The organism is Paenarthrobacter sp. NPDC090517, from assembly GCF_044769165.1.
Lineage (GTDB): Bacteria > Actinomycetota > Actinomycetes > Actinomycetales > Micrococcaceae > Arthrobacter.
Window position 1 is genome coordinate 1 of sequence record NZ_JBIVXN010000001.1, and the last position, 19,257, is coordinate 19,257.

A 19,257-nucleotide genomic window follows, 5' to 3' on the forward strand; every position below is an offset into this window, starting at 1 on the left:
TACTCAAACGTGCTGCGCCGCTTCAACCGCGGCTTCAACGCCGAATCCAACCCGCTCATCACATTGCTTCTTTCCATCATCACTTGCTTCATCGGGGCGCCCACTAGTTCAGCTTGGCGTCGGTGATGGCTCCCGAGTCCAAGCCCCAGTTGTCGAGGGACTCCTTGTACTCCGGGGTCTGAAGGACGGACTGGAGAGCCGTCTGGAAGGCCGGAGTCAGGGGTGAGCCCTTCTTCAAGCCGATTGCCGTCAGATCGCTGGACCCGACATCGACCCGACCCACGAGTTCGAAGGAGCCCGGCTGCTGCTTCTCGGCCCACCCGAGTGCAGTTGTGTCGTACAGGATTCCGTCGATGCGCTTGGAGTGCAATTGGGTTAGCGCGTCCGGGACGTTGGGCAATGTCACGCCGTTAATGGCCGGCTGTCCCTTTGAGGTGCACGTCTGCTCGCTGAGAGCCGGGAGGCGCTTGAGCTGACCGGTTGAACCTTGCGTCACTGCGATGTTCTTACCGCACAGGGTCTCAACGGTGAGCTTGAGTGGGTTGCCTGCGGCCACGGCCACGGAGTTGCCGGCTTTGAAGTAGTCGATCATGTCCAGGACCTTGAGGCGTTCCTCAGTCTTGGACATGGTGGTGGCAGTGAAATCGAAACGGCCGCCGTCGAGGCCGGGAACAATCGTGTCGAACTTCGTGTCCACGAACTTCAACTTGAGGTCCAGCTTCTTCGCAATAAGCCTGGCGATGTCCGGGTTGAGTCCGATCGGAGTCGTATTGTCCTCGGCCAGGAAAGTGGTGGGCGGGTAGTGCAGGTCCATGGCCACTGTGAGCTCGCCCTTGTCCTTGACGGACTGAGGCAACATGGCAACAGCAGCTGAATCGGGCTGGACGCCCTCGGAGATGTCGGTGGTGTTCGCAGTCTTGCTGTTGTCTGCGGAGTCGCTGTTCGCGGTGCCTCCACAGGCGCTCAGTGTCAGCAGTACGGCAAGTCCGGCAGCTGCGGTTTGTGCCTTGGTTCGGATCTTCATGGTGCTTCCCTTCGAGGGAGTCGGGCGGTGGGGAGGGGAGAAGGTCTTGGTAGTAATGTGATCCGGATCTCTCCGTCATCTACTGCAATGCAACCCCCTCAACAGTAGATTGTCAACAATTGACAGAAATTTTTTTCAGCAATCCTGTTCATTGAGAATCGTTCTACTTAGCCAGCGGAAACTGTTGACAATTGACAATTTTGCGGCCTAGAGTCGAGTCATCGGTCGAGAAGCTCCCGGACTACCCAGCAGGATTTCACGGTGCATCCGCCTCACTCGACACCCCTACAAGCGGCCCGCCCGCCTCCATATCCCGAAAAGAAACGGACTTGACATGGCAGAGACCAAATCCCGGCCGAAGTACATCTCCTTTGATGTCTACGGAACACTCATCAACTTCGACATCGATCCCACTACCCGGCGCCTGCTTGATGGTCGAATCTCTGAAGAGCAGTGGCCCACCTTCAAGAAGCAGTTCCGCGGATACCGTTTTGACGAAGTACTTGGCGATTACAAGCCGTATGAGCAGATCCTCCAGGATTCCTTTGACCGTGTGTGCAAGCGCTGGGGAATTGGACCCACTGAAGGTGCGGGCGCAGCATTTGCTGATGCTGTCCGCGGCTGGGTTGCCCACGACGACGTGCCGGCTCCGCTGAAGCTCATGGGCGACAACTACCAGCTCGTGGCTCTGTCCAACGCGGACACCAGCTTCCTGGACATCAGCATTCCCAAGCTCGGCGCAAACTTCCATTCAGTCCTCACCGCCGAGCAGGCCCAGGCGTACAAGCCCCGATACCAAGCTTTCGAATACATGCTGGACACCCTGAATGCCAAGCCCGAGGACTTCCTGCACATCTCCTCCCACACTCGCTACGACATGCATCCCATGCACGACCTGGGTTTCAGGAACCTCTGGATGCTTGACCGCGGCTATGACCCCATTGGCGATGGCTACGACCTCAGCACAGCCAAATCCCTGGACGAGATCAACAAGTACCTCGGTCTCTAAATCGACCACGAGGCGAAAGGCCAACCGTGAAACTTGTTCCTTACTGGCTCGATACTGCAGAGCCATCCGGCGACTACCGCCGCACTCCAGTCCCGGAGAACGTAGATGTAGCCATCATCGGCGCGGGCTTTACCGGGCTATCCGCAGCACTCGAATTTGCAAAGCAAGGCGCCTCTGTTGCTGTCTTCGAACGCCACACCGTTGGCTGGGGTGCCTCAGGCCGCAACGGGGGCATGGCTACCACTGGTTTGGCCATCGGGTTCAGTACGGCAGTCAAGCGTTACGGGGCTCCCCGTGCCGTTGAGATGTTCCGCGAATACAACGATGCTATTGAAACCGTCGAGAAGCTGGTGCACGACAACGGCATCGACTGCGACTTCAAGCGCTTCGGCAAGCTCTCCCTCGCGTTCCACAAGTCCCACTACGACGGCTTCCTGAAGTCCCAGGAGCTGCTCGCTAACCTGGTTGACCACCAGGTAAAGGTCATTCCCAAGTCCGAAATCCACAGCGAAATCGGCACGGACTTTTACCAGGGCGCCATGATGGATCCGCTTGGTGCGGGGCTCCACGTAGGGAAGTTCGTGCACGGGCTGGCGAAGGTGGCAGCCGACAACGGCGCAACGATCTGCGAGAACGCATCGGTCACCGAGCTGAACAAGGTCGCGGGGACAGTGCACGATGTGCACACCACCCGCGGCATTACCCGTGCCAAGCAGGTTCTGGTAGCCACCAGCGGCTACACCGGCAACGTCACCTCGTGGCTTCAGCGTCGTGTGATTCCGGTGGGCAGCTTCATCATAGTCACCGAACCCTTGCCGGAAGACGTAGTGAACCGCATTCTGCCGAACAGGCGACAGGCCTCGGACAGCAAGATGCTGACGTACTATTTCCGGATCACCCCTGACAACCGGCTGCTCTTCGGTGGCCGGGCGCGGTTCGCCATGTCCAACCCTGAATCAGACGTCAAGAGTGGCGAGATCCTGCATAAGGCCATGACTGAGCTCTTCCCCTACCTGGCCAACGTGAAGGTGGACTACATCTGGGGCGGCTTGGTGGACCTTTCCATGGACCAAATGGTGCACGCCGGCGTTCATGACGGCCTGTTCTACTCGCTCTGCTACAGCGGCCACGGCGTACAGATGGCCGCCCACATGGGCAAGAGGATGGCCCACTACATGGCTGGCGATAAGCAGGCGAACGTGTGGGAAGACCTGAAGAACCCGCCTGTGCCGGGCCACTTCGGCCCGCCGTGGTTCCTGCCGTTTATTGGTGGCGCCGCGAAGATCATCGACCGCATCAAATAGGCAGGGTAAGGATCCCATGAGTTCATCAACCAAAGTCGCTGCAGCGCGCCCCAAAACAGGGGAAGAAACCGCCTACAGGCGGGCAAGCATCGCCACCCTGCCAGGCGGTGCCTTCCTGGAAGGACGTTGGGAGACGGCTGACAGGATCCTTGAAGTCAGGGATCCCGAAGACGGGCTCCTGCTGGGGACGGTGTGTTCTTCCACTCCACAGGACGTTCGCCGGGCGGTTGCCTTCATTTTTCGCCACCTTCAAGAAGATGATTGGGCTCTCCGGGAACGGCGGGAGGCTTTGGAACGTGCAGCAGTGCTGCTTGCGAACCAAGGCGAGCGGTTTGCGGGGATCATTGCCGCGGAAAGCAGTAAGACCATCACCGAGGCTGAGCGTGAAGTGCGCAGGTGCATTGAGACACTGCGGCTCTCCGCTGCGGCGTCGAGCGAACTCGTCGGAGAGACTCTCGCTTTTGAAGACAGCATGGCCGGAGCCAACAAAATTGGCTGGTACAACCGCAAACCAGTGGGAATTATCGCGGCCATCACCCCTTTCAATGATCCGCTCAATCTCGTGGCGCATAAGCTGGGCCCGGCGCTCATCGGAGGCAACGGCGTCGTACTTAAACCCTCAGGTCGAACCCCGCTGACGGGCCTTGCCTTCATCCAACTGTTGTTGGAAGCGGGCGTTCCCGATGGTCGCCTTGCCGCAATTGTCTCCGGCCCGGGCGTCTCGGAAGCGATCGTGACGGACCCGCAAGTGGACCTCATCTCCTTCACTGGTGGACCGAAAACTGCTGACCGCATTGCTGCCGCTGCGGGAGCAAAGAAGATGCTGTCCGAACTTGGCGGCAACAATGCGACGATCGTCTGCGCGGACGCCGACGCCAAAGCAGCTTCCGCTGCGATCGTGGCCGGTGCTTTTGGCGTGGCGGGCCAGAACTGCCTGTCCGTGCAGCGGGTCTACGTTCACGTCTCCCTGTTCGATCACGTCCTGGAAGAGGTGGTGGCCGGAACCCGGGAGCTGCGTGTCGGGGCTAAATTCGATCGCGCCACGGACGTTGGACCATTGATCAGCGAAGCCGAAGCCCGGCGCGTGGAGGAATGGGTGGAGGAGGCCAAAACTCTTGGTGCCACCGTCCAGGTGGGCGGCCAGCGTAGTGGTGCGTTCTACCAGCCAACCGTGCTCACGGATGTGCCCGCCGATGCCCTGGTCATCAGCGAAGAAGTGTTTGGCCCTGTGGTCAGCGTCATGCCGTTCATCCAGGTCACTGACGCCATCGAGGCAGCCAACGACTCCGACTATGGGCTTCAAGCCGGCGTTTTCACGGAGTCGATCGAGCTGGCCCTGGCCATAGCCGACAAGCTGCACGTGGGGGCCGTTGTCATTAATGAGACCAGTGATGTCCGGATTGATTCGATGCCCTTCGGCGGTTTCAAGAAATCCGGCGTGGGGCGTGAAGGCGTCAAACATGCGGTACGTGAGATGACCGAACCCAAAAGCACCATCATCAAACTGGCCGAGCCCGCCACCCGCTGGCAGCAACTCACTGCCACCTCAGAACGGAATGCATCATGACGACCCACAAAATCGCAGTTATCGCGGGCGACGGAATCGGAAAAGAAGTTGTTCCCGCAGCCATCGAATGCCTCGAACGGATCGCGGAGCTCCACTCAATCAGCCTTGAGTTCACCCACTTCGGTTGGGGCTCGGACTACTACGGGGAGCACGGGCGAATGATGCCGCTGGACGGGCTGGAACAGCTGGCGCAACACGACGCCATTTTCCTGGGCGCCGTAGGTTCCCCGGAGGTTCCGGACGCTGAATCGCTGTGGGGCCTTTTGATCCCCATTCGCCGCGAATTCCAGCAGTACATCAACCTCCGGCCCGTGAAAACGCTCGACGGCGTCAAGTCGCCGCTGGCGAACAAGGAACCGATCGATATCCTCATCGTGCGCGAAAACAATGAAGGGGAGTACTCGGAGGTCGGGGGTCGGGCCTACCGCGGACTGCCTCATGAGACTGCCGTCCAGGAAACCATTTTCACGCGTCTGGGAGTATCGCGTGCCGCGCACTATGCCGCGTCGCTCGCGTCTTCCCGCAAGGGTCATTTGACCTCGGCCACCAAGAGCAATGGCATCATCCACACCATGCCGTTCTGGGACGAAGTAGTGGAAGAAACCACCCGCCTCTATCCTGACGTGACGCTCACCAGTGAACTGGTGGACGCGTTGGCCGCGCACCTCGTGCTGAAGCCATGGACCTTGGACGTCATCGTCGCTTCAAACCTGCTGGGCGACATTCTTTCGGACTTGGGCAGCTCCGTCACGGGATCCATCGGTGTGGCTCCCAGCGCGAACCTGAACCCCGAAGGGGATTTCCCATCCCTCTTTGAGCCGGTGCACGGATCTGCCCCGGATATTGCGGGTAAGGGGTTGGCTAACCCTGTAGGTCAGATGTGGTCAGGGGCAATGATGCTCCATCACCTGGGCCACCCGGCAGCCGCCGAGCATTTGCAGTTGGCTTTCGAGTCCGTATTGCGAGAGGGCCTGGGTACCCGTGACGTTGGAGGAACGTCGTCGACCTCGGAGTTCACAGCGGCTGTCCTGGCTGCCATTGACGTCTTGGACGCTCTGGGCAACGCGGAAGCCGGCGCTCCCAAGCCAGCGGCAGCAGCGGCGTCGTCATGACCAATGTCGAAGGCAAGCGGCCCATCGTGGCTGTCCTGTACCGTGAAGCCCTGCCGCCCCGATTGGACGAAATCGCGGAGCTCGCTGAAGTCCGCTTGACCAAGGCTGACGGTCTCCCCGAGGCAATGGACGGTGCGGACGTTCTCTACCAATGGCATTCCTTCTCACCTGCCCTGCGCGAGAACTGGGCGGCAGCTTCGTCTTTGAAGTGGGTGCATGTCTCAGCTGCGGGTGTGAGCCAACTCTTGTTCGATGACCTGATCAACAGCAGCGTTGAATACACGAACTCGCGTGGCGTCCTGAGCCGCGCCATAGCCGAGTTCGCTCTCGGGTTCGTCCTGGACATCGCGAAGGACGCGCAAGGTTCGCTGAGACTCCAGCAGGGCAGGCGCTGGCAGCACCGTGTCACCCGGAAAATTCAGGGCCAGCGAGCGCTGGTAGTGGGAACGGGCTCCATTGGTCGGGAAATCGCCTCCTTGTTCCGCGCCGTTGGCCTGCGTGTCAGCGGCGCCGGGCGCAGCAGCCGACCAGGGGATGAATACTTTGAGGAGATCCATTCTTCCAAGGACCTGGCGTTGGTCGTCGGTGACTTCGACTACGTTGTGTTAGCCGCGCCCCTGACCGACGACACTAAAGGCTTGGTGGACGCCGAGGTGCTTTCAGCCATGAAGCCCACGGCCCACCTCATTAATGTGGGGCGCGGGGAACTGGTCCGAACTGACTCGCTTGTGGATGCGCTTCGCTCAGGATCCATCGCCGGTGCGGCGCTGGACGTGGTCCACCCGGAACCACTTCCTGAGGAGCACCCGCTGTGGAGCATGGACAACGTGATCCTTACCCCTCATATGAGCGGCGATACCGAAGATCACCTTGATGATCTCGGGAAGCTTTTCGTGGAAAACCTCTGGCGGTTCAGCAGGGGTGAACCGCTGCGCAACGTCGTCGACAAGAGGCTTGGGTTCGTTCCCGTTTCCTGATCCCTGTTCCGGATTGCGCTGCCGTGAACCTGGGCACATTATTACGGAATTCCGGAGCGTCAATTTTCGGATTGGTAGAGGTAAGGCTAACCTAAATAGTCTTCACTTTCCCCATGCCCACCCGTTCGGGCATAAATAGCAGGCGGTTCCCTTTGCGCACTCCCAGCCGATCCACGGCAGCCCTCGGGCTGGCAGCCCTCCTCACTCTTTCCGGTTGCGGCCTCAGCGGGGGCCAGCCCGTATCCGCCGAAAAGGTGGCTGACACCAACCAGCGCATCGTGGTAGACAACTTCCGCGCACCTGTGGCCAACTGGGCTCCGGAGTCCGACGCGGCATACATCCTGTCATTGTCGGGCTGCTTGGAAACCCTTACCAAGTACGATTCAGCCCAAGGCAAAGTGGTTCCCTTCCTGGCAACGGAATGGAAGCAGGTTTCACCGCTGGAATGGGATTTCACCGTCCGTGAAGGCGTGAAGTTCCAGGACGGTACCGATCTGACCGCAGAGGCTGTGGCCGCCTCGCTCAACCACGTGCTCAAGGCCAAGGTGCCTGCCAGGGCGTTCAGCCCCAGCGTGGTCAGTGCTGTCCAGGCGAGGGATGCAAAGACCGTTCGCGTAACCACGCCCGTGGAAAACCCCTTGGTACCATTCCGCCTGGCAAGCGTCAACACCGGTATTCTTGCTCCGGCCGCTTACGCGAGTGCCACCGTTGATCCCTTCGGTCACTGCACCGGCCCGTTCACCCCGGTTTCAGAGAAGGCGAAACAATCGCTGACATTGGATCGCAACGACAATTACTGGGGTGGAGAAGTGCAGCTCGCAGGGGCTGAGGTGCGCTTCATCACCAACGGCGCTACACGCGCGGCCCAGGTTCAAACCGGCGAAGCGGACATTTCGCTCTCCATCCCGGCCTCTGCTTTGTCCACGCTCGAGAATGCGCCCGAAGTCTCCGTGCTGAAGGAAGACTCACCACGAACCGCCACGCTGTACATGAACAACGGCCGGGCCCCCTTCAACAACGTTGATTTCCGCAAGGCACTCCGTTCGGCACTGGACCTTGAGGCGTTGGCCGCCAGCGTCTACGAGGGTGCAGCACTTCCGGCAGCCGGACCCTATGCGCCTTCGGAGCCATGGGCGTCGAGCACGGCTAGCTCGCCGAAGCAGAACGTTGAAGAAGCGAAGAAGCTTCTCGCCAATGCCGGATACACGGCCGATAAGCCGCTGGAAATCATTGCAATTGTAGAACGTGCCGAGTTCGCCGACGTCGCAACCGTGATCCAGGACAACCTCAAGAACATTGGCGTACCCGTGGCCATCCAGGCCAAGGAATACGCGTCCGCTGAGCCGGACGTTCTGGCAGGGAACTACGACATGATCCTGAGCCAGCGCAATCGACTCATCGACATCGCTGATCCCATCGGCTTCCTGACGGCCGATTACACGTGCAAAGGCACCTACAACCTCAGCCACTTCTGCAATGAAGAGTTTGACGCGATCATCACCGAAGCGGCCCGCACGTCCAACACCGAAGAGCGCTACAAGCTGTATGGCAAAGCCGGTCAGCTTCTGGATGACCAGGCGGTCAACCTCTGGCTCGTCAATGAACAGGCCACCGATGCCGTCCGCAGCAATGTCATGTCCTACGTACAGGATCCGCTTTCCCGTTACGTCCTGACCGCGCAAACTGCCAAGTCGGGCTCCTAGCAACGAAACCGGGACCGATAGACAAACCGGTATGATCACGTTCCTTGCGAAGCGGACGGCGACCCTCGTGGTCGCCGTCCTGCTGTCGTCCTTCGCTGTATTCCTTATTCCCTATGTCACCCCGGGTGATCCTGTCCGGAAAATCATCCGCTCCCGCGTGGCCGGGGATGTAGTGGATGAGGCCGCCGTTCGGGCCTTGGGCGAGAGCCTGGGACTCAACGATCCTCTTCCCGTCCAGTACCTGCGCTGGCTGGGGGACTTCTTCACCGGGGATATGGGCTTGTCCCATATCAGCAGGACGCCAGTAGTAGACCAGGTACTACCCGCATTGGGCATCACCCTGAGCCTGGTGTTCGTGGCCCTGGGCACTGCAGTGGTGGTGTCGCTGCCCTTGGGGATTATTGCTGCGCTGAAGCAGGGCAGCAAGGCGGACAAGTTGATCACCACCGTCACGCAGTCCTTCATCGCCATGCCCGAGTACTGGTTGGCCCCGCTGTTAGTGCTCGTGTTCGCCCTCAAGTTGTCCTTGTTGCCTTCCGCGGGGTGGAACACGGCGTCGTCCATCGTCCTCCCGGCGGCAACACTGGCATTGCGGCCCATTAGCTTCTTCACTTCGGCCGTGCGGTCAGGAATGATCGATGCCCTGGAGGCAGAACACATTTCCGCCGCGCGAGCCCGGGGATTGAGCCACGTCCAGACAATCCTGCGGCACGTTGTGCCGAACGGCCTGGTCCCGTTGTCGACTCTGTTCGCGGTGTGGTTCGCGGGCCTGCTGGGGGGCTCGGTGATTGTGGAGGTGATCTTCGCCATTCCAGGGATGGGAAGGCTTCTCTACGACGCCGTCATCAACAGCGACATACCGTTGGCCCAGGGCGGCGTGGTGGTGGTAGTGGCACTGGCTGTCGCAATCACGACGCTTGCCGATTTCCTGCACCGGATCCTTAGCCCGAAGGTGAGTGGCGCCCTTGCGTAGCCGTTCAGCAATCGACGCCGCCGCCGTCGTAATACTCGTTCTGATTGTTGCTGCCGTGGCAGCTGCGCCGTGGTTGGCGCCGTTCCCTCCAGACGATCAGAACCTCGCCGCACGACTTGCACCACCCAGCGCTACGCATTGGCTGGGAACTGACCACCTCGGGCGGGACACGCTGAGCCGCTTGCTCGACGGCGGCCGCTTCTCCCTGGTGGTGGCCGCACTGGCCACAGTGCTGACCGGAGTCATCGGTTTGGTGGTGGGTGTTCTTAGCGCCCGCCGCAAGGGCTGGCTGGATGAGTTTTTCACCCGCACCAACGACGTCCTGCTGGCACTTCCGGAGATGGTGGTGGCGCTTTTCATCGTCGCTGCCATGGGCACTGGCTTCACCTCGCTGCTGGTGGCACTGACCGTGACAGGGTGGACGCCGTTTGCACGACTGGCCCGGACACTGGCTTATGACGTCTCGGCACGCGGCTTTGTCGAAGCAGCGCGAGTGGTGGGATGTTCGCCGTCGTTCATTGTTTTCCGTCACATCCTCCCGCACCTTGCCGCCCCCATGGTGGGACAGGCAACACTTCGCTTCGGTCAGCTCCTGATCAGCGTCGGAGCGTTGTCCTACCTTGGACTCGGCGTGCAACCGCCGCAATCTGATTGGGGTTCCATGCTGGCAGCGGCGCAACCGTACGCAGAGAGGGCTCCGTGGGGAATCATTGCCCCTGGACTCGCCGTGTTCCTCGTTGCCCTGTGCGTGACATTGATCGGTCAACGGGCATCACGCCGGGCCTCCGATCCGGTTGACGTCCTCGTGGTGGAGGGTCAGCATGCCTGAGCTCGTCGTTGAGAACCTGACGGTCCGCAGTGAGGGTACGGGGCGCCCTATCCTCGCAGGTGTCAGCCTGGCCGTTAAACCCGGCGAGTTTGTGGCGTTGGTGGGAGGCTCCGGTTCCGGCAAGACAATGACTGCGCGGTCTGTGCTGCAGTTGTTGCCTCCACAGTTAAGTATTGAGTCGGGGTCCATCCGGCTTGGTGCGCTGGACATAACGGAGGCCTCGGAAGCAGAGCTGAACCGCGTTCGAGGTGGCCGGCTGGGGATGCTGTTCCAGCAGCCAAAGAAAATGTTCAACCCCAACAAGACCATCGGCGGACATCTGCGGGAACCCCTTAAGCTGCATGCCGGCCTACGTGGCCAAGCTGCAAAGACAAAGGTTCTCCAATTGCTTGCGGACGTGGGCTTTGAGGATCCGCATCGGGGTGCGGGCTCATACCCGCACCAGCTTTCCGGCGGCATGGCGCAGCGTGCCATGACGGCCATGGCCTTGGCAGGCCAGCCTGAGATCCTTTTGGCCGATGAACCGACGTCAGCCTTGGACAAAGTGCTGGAACAACAAATCCTGGAGTTGCTCGACCGGCAACGGATTCAGCGTGGTCTGGGCATCCTCTACATCACGCATAACCTTGCTTCGGTGGCCGCATTTGCGGACAGGGTATTGGTCATGGATGAGGGTGTAATCGTTGAATCCGGCACCACGGAAACGGTCATGGGCAGCCCCAAGACCGCCTACACACGCAAGCTCCTCGACGCGTCCAACCTGGCGCCCACCAGCATCCCGGCTGCCCCCGCCCACCAGCGCAGCGCCCTGACCCTGACCAATGTGGTCAAGCAGTTCGGATCCGGCAAACGCAGCGGGCGGCCTGCCCTGGATTCGATTTCACTGGATGTAAAACAAGGCGAAATCCTGGGCGTTCTTGGCCAATCCGGGTGCGGTAAGAGCACTCTCGCTCGCGCCATTGTTGGGCTGGAAGGCATCAGCAGTGGCAGCATCACCAGAACGCTGATCGCGGCTGGAGCAGGCCCTACGGCCATTCAGCTGGTGTTTCAGGAACCCCATGACTCCTTCGACCCCCGCATGACCCTGCGTGCCAGCCTTGAAGCGCCGCTCCGGTCGCAAAAGGATCTCACAGCAAGTGAACGGTCCCGCAGGCTCGTGGCGGCAATGGAAGAAGTGGAGCTGGATCCCGCCCTCCTGGATCGGCGTCCGGGTCAATGCTCCGGAGGGCAATTGCAGCGGGTCACTATCGCCCGGGCGTTGCTGTTGGACCCTGAAGTACTTATCTGTGACGAAGCGACGTCGGCCCTGGACGCGCTGACCCAGCGGACCATTCTTGAACTGTTGCAACGCCTGCACCGGGACCGTGGGCTGACCCTGATGATCATCACCCATGACATGGACGTGGTGAGGCACATGTGCCAGCGGGTCGCAGTCCTCTACCAAGGTCGTCTTGTGGAGCTCACCGACACGGACAAGTTCTTTGCGGATCCGCAGCACCAGCACAGCCAAGCACTTGTTTCTGCGGCCATTCCATGCCGTGGGCTGCACCTGAAGAAAATCAGGGCGGCGCTGTAGCAGTCCGCTGCTGAGCATTTCGACACACCCGCAAAGACACCCGACCTCTGTGCCAACCGGCATGGGGTTAGTTGTCGTTAGCGTTCAGAGTTCAAAACGCGTCCACGCATCCTGCAGTCTTGAGTTGTATGTTTGATATTTGTTAGTATGACAGGACAAACTTAGGAGTGTAGATATGCCGCTTATTCGAATCGACGTCAATCAGGGTCGCTTGCCGGAAGAATTGACCGCGCTAAGCCGTAAGATCCACGATGCCATCCTCAGGGAATACGGGATCCCGGAGCGGGACTACTTCCACATCCTGACCGAGCACCCGCAGGGTCAGATCGTTGCCCAGGATGCAGGCCTCGGCTTTGAACGCAGCCATGGCGTTGTCATGATCCAGATCTTCACCCAAGGCGGCCGAAGCCAGGAGGCCAAGAGCTCCCTTTTCCAAGCTATCGCCGGCGATCTCGCGGAGCTGGGAATTCCGGGCGAGGATGTCTTCGTGGGCTATGTGGAGAACTCGCCGGGCGACTGGTCGTTCGGCTTTGGGCGCAGCCAATATGTCACTGGAGAACTCGCAGTGCCGCGCAAGTAGGGCGTCCCGTGTCATGTTGTAAATATGTCAGTACAAACCTTTGACAGGACATTGATTCTGGTGCAGAGTAGTCATGTGGCCCCGCTCACTGAGGGGTGGCAAGGCATTGGGGCCCAGCGCTCAAAGGTTCAGAGTTCACAAGAGAAAGGTCAACGATTATCGTGACCCACGAACTGCTTACGATCGGGCGCATCAGCGTTGATATCTACCCCAACGACATTGGGGTGGATCTGGAGGATGTGACGTCCTTCGGCAAATACCTTGGAGGTTCGCCCTCCAATGTGGCCGTCGCCGCCGCGCGTCACGGGCGCCGCGCGGGAATCATCACCCGTACCGGGGACGACGCCTTCGGAAACTACCTTCACCGGGAATTGCGCAAGTTCAATGTTGACGATTCCTTCGTCTCCCCGGTCAAGGAGTACCCCACGGCCGTGACCTTCTGTGCGATCAAGCCGGCTACGGACGAGTTCCCACTGTACTTTTACGGCCGCTTTCCCACTGCTCCGGACCTGCAGATCAGAGCTGAAGAACTGGACTTGGAGGCGATCCGTGATACGGGCATTTTCTGGTCCACCGTCACCGGCCTCTGCCAGGAGCCCAGCCGTGAGGCGCACATCAAAGCCCACCAGGCCCGTCCGCGAACCGGCCTTAAAGAGGGTCAGTTCACCATCCTGGACCTGGACTACCGTCCAATGTTCTGGGCCTCCGAGGAAGAAGCCCGCGCCGAGGTTGCCAAAGTCCTCCCGCACGTTACCGTCGCGATCGGTAACGACAAGGAATGCGCTGTCGCCGTAGGTGATGGGACTCCTGATGAGCAGGCGGACCGCCTGCTGGCTGCCGGCGTCGAAATTGCCGTGGTCAAACTCGGTCCGGACGGCGTCATGGCCAAGACCCGCACGGAGCGTGTGGTCTCGGCACCTGTACCAGTGGAAACCGTTAACGGTTTGGGCGCTGGCGACTCGTTCGGCGGTGCCTTCTGCCACGGACTGTTGTCCGGTTGGCCCCTTTCGGAAGTCCTGGATTACGCAAACGCATCCGGCGCAATCGTCGCCTCGCGTCTCTCTTGTGCAGACGCGATGCCGACGCCGGAGGAAGTTACCTCGCTGCTCGCAGAACGCGGCCGCCCCATCCCCGGCGCCAGTCTGTCAGCCGCCGCACTCACAGCCGACACGTTCAGTGAAGGAGCAGTTCGTTGAGCCTTAATGACGATCCCCGCCGCTACGAGCACTTGAGCCGTATCCGGTTGGAGGACCCCGAGGCCGTAGCTCGGGCAGCAGCCACCCGCCGTCGCCATCCTGGCCTGAAACACAGCGCGCAGAACTTCATTGTCGCCGCGGACCACCCGGCGCGGGGTGCCCTCGCCGTTGGTGCTCAGCCAATGGCCATGGCCGATCGCAGGGACCTTTTGGATCGTCTGCAGATCGCGTTGGCGAACCCTGCAGTTGATGGCATCCTCGCCTCGCCGGACATCATGGATGACCTTCTGTTGCTGGGTGCCTTGGAAGGCAAGCTCGTCTTCGGCTCCATGAACCGCGGTGGTTTGGCAGGGCTGGTCAACGAGTTCGACGATCGCTTCACCGGGCACACTGCTGCTGCTTTGGAGGCGCTCGGTGCGGATGGCGGCAAGATGCTCACGCGCATCTGCCTGGGTGACCCTGACACGGTAGCCACTCTCGAGGCGACGGCGAAAGCCATTGATTCTTTGGCCGAGCGCAAGCTCATCGCCATGGTGGAGCCGTTCCTTTCCGTCCGTGATGCACACGGCAAGGTCCGCAATGATCTCCGCGCTGACGCCGTGATCAAATCTGTCGGCATTGCCGAAGGCCTCGGTTCCACCAGTGCCTACACCTGGATGAAATTGCCGGTTGTGGCAGAGATGGAACGCGTCATGGCGTCCACAACCATGCCTACCGTGTTGCTGGGCGGTGACCCCGACGGTAGCCAGGACGAGGTTTTCGCCAGCTGGCAGGCAGCTCTTGCCTTGCCTGGTGTTCGAGGCCTCACTGTCGGAAGGACGCTGCTTTACCCGCACGACGGCGATGTGGCAGGTGCCGTTGCGACGGCAGCCTCGCTGCTGAACAACCCTGCGCCCCTGCCCGCCGCGGCGGATGAGCGAACCATGTCAGACCGTATCCCAGTGAAAGTATCGGAGTAGCTAGTAATGGGTACAGCAACCCGTCGGATGACCGTGGCGCAGGCTGTGGTCGAGTTCCTTTCCAAGCAGTACACCGTGGATTCGATCGATGGTGTGGAGTATCGTGAGCGGCTGATTCCAGGGACGTTCGGTATCTTCGGACACGGCAACGTGGCCGGTGTGGGCCAGGCCCTGAAGCAGTATCAGGCTGCGGACCCAACGATCATGCCGTATTACCAGGGCCGTAATGAGCAGGCCCAAGTGCATCAGGCCGTGGGTTATGCCCGGCACACGCGTCGTCGCCAGACGTTTGCGATCAGTACCTCCATTGGGCCGGGTTCGTCGAACCTTTTGACGGGTGCTGCCTTGGCTACTACCAACCGTCTGCCGGTGTTGCTGCTCCCGAGTGACACGTTCGCGACCCGTGCTGCGGATCCGGTGTTGCAGCAGTTGGAGCTCCCGTACGCGTATGACATCACGGTCAACGATGCGTTCCGTCCGTTGTCCAGGTTCTTTGACCGGGTATCCCGTCCGGAGCAATTGTTCTCTGCGTTCCACCACGGATTGCGGGTCCTGACGGACCCGGCTGAGACCGGCGCTGTGACTATTTCGCTGCCTCAGGATGTGCAAGCCGAGGCTTTCGATGTTCCGGAGGAGTTCCTTGCCGAGCGGGAGTGGCGGATCCGCCGGCCCGAGGCAGAGGACGAGGACATTCGCCGCGCGGCCGAGGCCATCCGCGCCGCGAAGCGCCCACTGATCATCGCCGGCGGCGGCGTCCTCTATGCGTATGCCAACGAGGAACTCGCCAAATTCGCTGAGCTGACCGGCATCCCGGTGGGCAACACCCAAGCAGGTGTTGGCGTCCTGCCGTGGGACCACAAGTTCTCCCTTGGTGCGGTCGGTTCAACGGGCACGACGGCGGCCAACGCCATCGCTGCCGAAGCGGACCTCATCATCGGGATCGGCACCCGTTACGAGGACTTCACCACCGCGTCCCGTACGGCATTCCAGAACCCGGACGTGAAGTTCGTGAACATCAACGTCGCGCCGATCGATGCGTACAAGCACGGCACCACGCTGCCGATCGTTGCTGACGCGCGCAAGGCACTGGTGAAGCTCAACCAGGCATTGGGCGGTTACCGGGTTGGTGCTGATCTTGAAGACAAGGTCGCAGCCGAGAAGAAGCGCTGGAACGGAATTGTGGACGAGGCCTTCGAGACCCGTTACACGCCGTTGCCGGCGCAGAACGAGATCATCGGCGCCACCAACAAGGCCATGGATGACCAGGATGTGGTCATCTGCGCGGCGGGTTCGCTGCCCGGTGACCTGCACAAAATGTGGCGGGTCCGGGACCCCTTCGGTTACCACGTGGAGTACGCGTACTCCTGCATGGGCTACGAAATCCCGGGCGGTTTGGGCGTCAAGCGTGCGGCGCTGGCCGAAGCGGCCAAGGCCGGCCCCGGCGCTGTTGTTAGAGATGTGGTTGTCATGGTGGGGGACGGCTCCTACCTGATGATGCACACCGAACTGGTGACCGCCGTCGCCGAACGCATCAAGCTGATTGTGGTCCTCATCCAGAACCACGGTTACGCCTCCATCGGTTCCCTCTCCGAATCCCTCGGTTCGCAGCGGTTCGGTACGCAGTACCGGGTCCTGGACAAGGAACAGCACAGCTTCGACGCCGGTGAGAACCTGCCCATCGATCTGGCCACCAACGCAGAGTCCCTGGGCGCGAGGGTTATCCGGATCGAACCGGGGGAGCACGTGATTGAAGCCCTGGGCGCCGCGATCAAGGAAGCCAAGGCGGCCCCGGAAACGGGCCCAATCGTGATCCACGTTGAGTCTGATCCTTTGCTGGATGCCCCGAGCTCCGAGTCCTGGTGGGACGTTCCCGTCTCGCAGGTTTCCGAGCTCGAATCCACCCGGCAGGCCTACAAGACGTACACCGACCACAAGAACCGCCAGCGCAAACTGCTCGGCTAGAACCCCACAGACTAAAAGGAAGTCCGCATATGTCGACGACGACCACACTGACCACCATTCACCACTTCATCAACGGCGCTGAAACCACCGGCGAAGGCGACCGCACTCAGCCCGTCTACAACCCCGCCACCGGCCAGGTGTCCGCTGAACTGCGGCTGGCCAACGACGCCGACCTGAACGCCACCGTTGCCGCGGCCCGCAAGGCGGCGGATTCGTGGGGTGACATTTCCCTGGCCAAGCGCACCGCTGTGCTGTTCAAGTTCCGTGAGCTGGTTGCCGCGCACGTGGATGACCTCGCCGAGTTGATTACCGCCGAGCACGGCAAGGTCCTCTCCGATGCCAAGGGCGAGATCGGCCGCGGCCTGGAAGTGATCGAGTTCGCCTGCGGAATCCCGCAGCTGCTCAAGGGCGACTACTCGGACCAGGTCTCCACCGGGATCGATGTTTTCTCCTTCCGCGAGCCTCTGGGCGTTGTTGCCGGGATCACCCCCTTCAACTTCCCGGTCATGGTGCCGCTGTGGATGGCCCCGATGGCCATCGCCACGGGCAACGCGTTCATTCTCAAACCTTCAGAGCGTGACCCGTCCGCCTCCATGCTCCTGGCCAAACTGTGGAAGCAGGCCGGCCTTCCTGATGGCGTGTTCCAGGTCCTGCACGGCGGCAAGGAAACCGTGGACGGGCTGCTGACCCACCCGGACGTGGACGGCATCTCCTTTGTTGGCTCCACCCCGATCGCGCAGTACGTCCACGAGACCGCCACCAAGCACGGCAAGCGGGTCCAGGCCCTGGGCGGTGCGAAGAACCACGCCATCGTGATGCCCGACGCTGACCTGGACAACGCCGCCGACCACCTCGCCGCTGCTGCTTTCGGTTCCGCAGGCGAGCGTTGCATGGCGATTTCCGTTGCCGTCGCCGTGGGTGACGCCGCTGACATGATCGTGAAGAAGGTCGAAGAACGCGCCCTGGCCGTGAAGGTCAAGAACGGCACAGAACCCGACGCCGAAATGGGTCCGGTTATCACCCCGGCGTCCAAGGAACGCATCGTCAAGATCGTGACCGAAGCCGAAACCGCCGGCGCTGCCATGGTGGTGGACGGCCGCGACCTGGTGGTCCCAGGCCACGAAGACGGCTTCTGGGTGGGCCCCACCGTGATCGACCACGTAAAGACCGAAATGACCGCCTACACCGAGGAAATCTTCGGACCGGTCCTGGTAGTGGTCCGCGTCGCCGACCTCGAAGAAGGCATCGCGCTGATCAACTCCAACCCCTACGGCAACGGCACTGCAATCTTCACCTCCTCGGGTGCGAACGCCCGGAAGTTCCAGCGCTCGGTGACGGTAGGAATGGTGGGCATCAATGTGCCCCTGCCCGTCCCGGTGGCCTACCACTCCTTCGGCGGTTGGAAGAACTCCCTCTTCGGCGACAAGCACATCTACGGCCCCGAAGGCGTCTCCTTCTACACCCGCGGCAAAGTCATCACCTCACGCTGGCCCGAACCCACCCACGCCTCCGGCGCCTCCTACAACTTCCCCTCCAACTAGCGACCAGAGAAAGACAACGCTGTCATGACTGATGTTGAGAACAAGCTGATCATCGGCACCGCCCCTGATTCCTGGGGCGTCTGGTTCCCTGATGATCCCCAGCAGACTCCCTGGGAGCGGTTCCTTGATGAGGTTGCGGAGTCCGGCTACAAATGGATCGAACTGGGCCCGTACGGCTACCTGCCGAACGACCCCATCCGCTTGGCTGAGGAACTGAAGCAGCGTGACCTCCAGGTCACCGCAGGTACGGTCTTCACTGCCTTCCACCGTGGTGCCAAACAATACGACGAAGCATGGGAACCCGCCCGAAAGGTTGCCGAACTGACGGCAGCAATGGGTGGTGAACATATTGTGGTCATCCCCGCGATGTGGCGCGACGACGTCACCGGTGAAGCCGTGGAGAACGGTGAACTTACCGACGAGCAATGGGCAGATTTGTTCGCAGGCCACAACCGGATGGGCAAGGTCCTGTTGGAGGACTTTGGTTTGCACCAGCAGTTCCACTCGCACGCTGATTCGCACGTCGGTGCCCAGAAGGACATCGAAACACTGTTGGCTGCGACCGATCCGCGGTACTTGAACCTGTGTCTGGACACAGGGCACGCTGAGTACTGTGGCGCATCGAGCCTGGAGCTCATCAAGAACTACCCGGACCGTATCGGCTACTTGCACCTCAAGCAGATCAACCCGGAGGTTCTCGCCGAGGTAAACGAGAAGAACATGACATGGGCAGCTGCCAACCTCGCCGGCGTCATGACCGAGCCACCGAACGGCCTGCCTGACCTGCGCGCGGTCATCGAAGCCGTGGAAGCCCTGAACCGGCCGATCTTCGGCATCGTGGAGCAGGACATGTACCCGGTTGCGTTCGATGTGCCGATGCCCATCGCCAAGCGGACCCGCAATTACCTGCTGTCCTGCGGATCCCGCACCAGGGTCCAGTAGCAC

The 19,257-nt window shown here is 61.0% G+C and carries 16 protein-coding genes; 15 read left to right on the forward strand and 1 reads right to left on the reverse strand.

The genetic code is table 11. From position 1 onward, the window contains the following. Positions 1 to 103: 103 nt before the first annotated feature. Positions 104 to 1,024, reverse strand: a complete 921-nt coding sequence (locus ACIQTW_RS00005; RefSeq protein WP_402932254.1) for a transporter substrate-binding domain-containing protein — start codon at positions 1,022 to 1,024, stop codon at positions 104 to 106. A 334-nt stretch (positions 1,025 to 1,358) separates the two neighbouring features. On the opposite strand from ACIQTW_RS00005, the gene ACIQTW_RS00010 reads away from it, so the two are divergent. The 15 genes from ACIQTW_RS00010 (at position 1,359) to ACIQTW_RS00080 (ending at position 19,254) form a co-directional block, all read left to right on the forward strand. Further along, a complete protein-coding gene (locus ACIQTW_RS00010) occupies positions 1,359 to 2,033 on the forward strand; it encodes a haloacid dehalogenase type II (protein WP_402932257.1) in 675 nt (224 codons plus the stop codon). A 26-nt stretch (positions 2,034 to 2,059) separates the two neighbouring features. Beyond that, on the forward strand, positions 2,060 to 3,337 hold the full coding sequence (locus ACIQTW_RS00015; protein ID WP_402932260.1) for an NAD(P)/FAD-dependent oxidoreductase: 1,278 nt from the start codon (positions 2,060 to 2,062) through the stop codon (positions 3,335 to 3,337). Between the two features lie 16 nt (positions 3,338 to 3,353). Beyond that, complete coding sequence (locus ACIQTW_RS00020; RefSeq protein WP_402932263.1) at positions 3,354 to 4,904, forward strand: aldehyde dehydrogenase family protein; 1,551 nt, start codon at positions 3,354 to 3,356, stop codon at positions 4,902 to 4,904. Beyond that, a complete protein-coding gene (locus tag ACIQTW_RS00025; RefSeq protein ID WP_402932266.1) occupies positions 4,901 to 6,016 on the forward strand; it encodes a tartrate dehydrogenase in 1,116 nt (371 codons plus the stop codon). Before ACIQTW_RS00020 ends, ACIQTW_RS00025 begins: the two co-directional genes overlap by 4 nt. Then, positions 6,013 to 6,993: a D-2-hydroxyacid dehydrogenase gene (locus ACIQTW_RS00030; protein WP_402932269.1), complete on the forward strand. Its 981-nt coding sequence runs from the start codon at positions 6,013 to 6,015 to the stop codon at positions 6,991 to 6,993. Before ACIQTW_RS00025 ends, ACIQTW_RS00030 begins: the two co-directional genes overlap by 4 nt. 113 nt (positions 6,994 to 7,106) lie before the next feature. Beyond that, positions 7,107 to 8,696, forward strand: a complete 1,590-nt coding sequence (locus ACIQTW_RS00035; RefSeq protein ID WP_402932271.1) for an ABC transporter substrate-binding protein — start codon at positions 7,107 to 7,109, stop codon at positions 8,694 to 8,696. A 31-nt stretch (positions 8,697 to 8,727) separates the two neighbouring features. Continuing rightward, positions 8,728 to 9,669: an ABC transporter permease gene (locus ACIQTW_RS00040; RefSeq protein WP_402932274.1), complete on the forward strand. Its 942-nt coding sequence runs from the start codon at positions 8,728 to 8,730 to the stop codon at positions 9,667 to 9,669. Next, complete coding sequence (locus tag ACIQTW_RS00045; RefSeq protein ID WP_402932277.1) at positions 9,653 to 10,498, forward strand: ABC transporter permease; 846 nt, start codon at positions 9,653 to 9,655, stop codon at positions 10,496 to 10,498. Before ACIQTW_RS00040 ends, ACIQTW_RS00045 begins: the two co-directional genes overlap by 17 nt. Next, a complete protein-coding gene (locus tag ACIQTW_RS00050; protein ID WP_402932280.1) occupies positions 10,491 to 12,074 on the forward strand; it encodes an ATP-binding cassette domain-containing protein in 1,584 nt (527 codons plus the stop codon). Before ACIQTW_RS00045 ends, ACIQTW_RS00050 begins: the two co-directional genes overlap by 8 nt. 175 nt (positions 12,075 to 12,249) lie before the next feature. Continuing rightward, positions 12,250 to 12,654 carry a tautomerase family protein gene (locus ACIQTW_RS00055; protein ID WP_402932283.1) on the forward strand — a complete coding sequence of 135 codons (405 nt, stop codon included), beginning with the start codon at positions 12,250 to 12,252 and terminating at the stop codon, positions 12,652 to 12,654. Positions 12,655 to 12,815: 161 nt separating this feature from the next. Then, positions 12,816 to 13,850, forward strand: coding sequence for a 5-dehydro-2-deoxygluconokinase (gene iolC, locus ACIQTW_RS00060; protein ID WP_402932286.1), 1,035 nt, complete (start codon positions 12,816 to 12,818; stop codon positions 13,848 to 13,850). Further along, on the forward strand, positions 13,847 to 14,809 hold the full coding sequence (locus tag ACIQTW_RS00065) for a deoxyribose-phosphate aldolase (protein WP_402932289.1): 963 nt from the start codon (positions 13,847 to 13,849) through the stop codon (positions 14,807 to 14,809). Before iolC ends, ACIQTW_RS00065 begins: the two co-directional genes overlap by 4 nt. A gap of 6 nt (positions 14,810 to 14,815) precedes the next feature. Continuing rightward, entirely contained in the window at positions 14,816 to 16,771 is a 1,956-nt protein-coding gene (gene iolD / locus ACIQTW_RS00070) for a 3D-(3,5/4)-trihydroxycyclohexane-1,2-dione acylhydrolase (decyclizing) (RefSeq protein ID WP_402932292.1), read from the forward strand. A 29-nt stretch (positions 16,772 to 16,800) separates the two neighbouring features. After that, a complete protein-coding gene (locus ACIQTW_RS00075) occupies positions 16,801 to 18,312 on the forward strand; it encodes a CoA-acylating methylmalonate-semialdehyde dehydrogenase (RefSeq protein WP_402932294.1) in 1,512 nt (503 codons plus the stop codon). Positions 18,313 to 18,336: 24 nt separating this feature from the next. Then, positions 18,337 to 19,254 carry a sugar phosphate isomerase/epimerase family protein gene (locus tag ACIQTW_RS00080; RefSeq protein WP_402932297.1) on the forward strand — a complete coding sequence of 306 codons (918 nt, stop codon included), beginning with the start codon at positions 18,337 to 18,339 and terminating at the stop codon, positions 19,252 to 19,254. The last annotated feature ends 3 nt before the right edge of the window (positions 19,255 to 19,257 follow it).

Excerpts from the sequence above, each read along its gene's own strand:
- ACIQTW_RS00075 (WP_402932294.1), top strand. The coding sequence starts at position 16,801 with ATGTCGACGACGACCACACTGACCACCATTCACCACTTCATCAACGGC.
- ACIQTW_RS00035 (WP_402932271.1), top strand. The coding sequence starts at position 7,107 with ATGCCCACCCGTTCGGGCATAAATAGCAGGCGGTTCCCTTTGCGCACT.
- ACIQTW_RS00080 (WP_402932297.1), top strand. The coding sequence starts at position 18,337 with ATGACTGATGTTGAGAACAAGCTGATCATCGGCACCGCCCCTGATTCC.
- ACIQTW_RS00005 (WP_402932254.1), bottom strand. The coding sequence starts at position 1,024 with ATGAAGATCCGAACCAAGGCACAAACCGCAGCTGCCGGACTTGCCGTA.
- ACIQTW_RS00040 (WP_402932274.1), top strand. The coding sequence starts at position 8,728 with ATGATCACGTTCCTTGCGAAGCGGACGGCGACCCTCGTGGTCGCCGTC.
- ACIQTW_RS00030 (WP_402932269.1), top strand. The coding sequence starts at position 6,013 with ATGACCAATGTCGAAGGCAAGCGGCCCATCGTGGCTGTCCTGTACCGT.
- ACIQTW_RS00020 (WP_402932263.1), top strand. The coding sequence starts at position 3,354 with ATGAGTTCATCAACCAAAGTCGCTGCAGCGCGCCCCAAAACAGGGGAA.
- ACIQTW_RS00025 (WP_402932266.1), top strand. The coding sequence starts at position 4,901 with ATGACGACCCACAAAATCGCAGTTATCGCGGGCGACGGAATCGGAAAA.
- ACIQTW_RS00010 (WP_402932257.1), top strand. The coding sequence starts at position 1,359 with ATGGCAGAGACCAAATCCCGGCCGAAGTACATCTCCTTTGATGTCTAC.
- ACIQTW_RS00055 (WP_402932283.1), top strand. The coding sequence starts at position 12,250 with ATGCCGCTTATTCGAATCGACGTCAATCAGGGTCGCTTGCCGGAAGAA.
- ACIQTW_RS00050 (WP_402932280.1), top strand. The coding sequence starts at position 10,491 with ATGCCTGAGCTCGTCGTTGAGAACCTGACGGTCCGCAGTGAGGGTACG.
- iolD (WP_402932292.1), top strand. The coding sequence starts at position 14,816 with ATGGGTACAGCAACCCGTCGGATGACCGTGGCGCAGGCTGTGGTCGAG.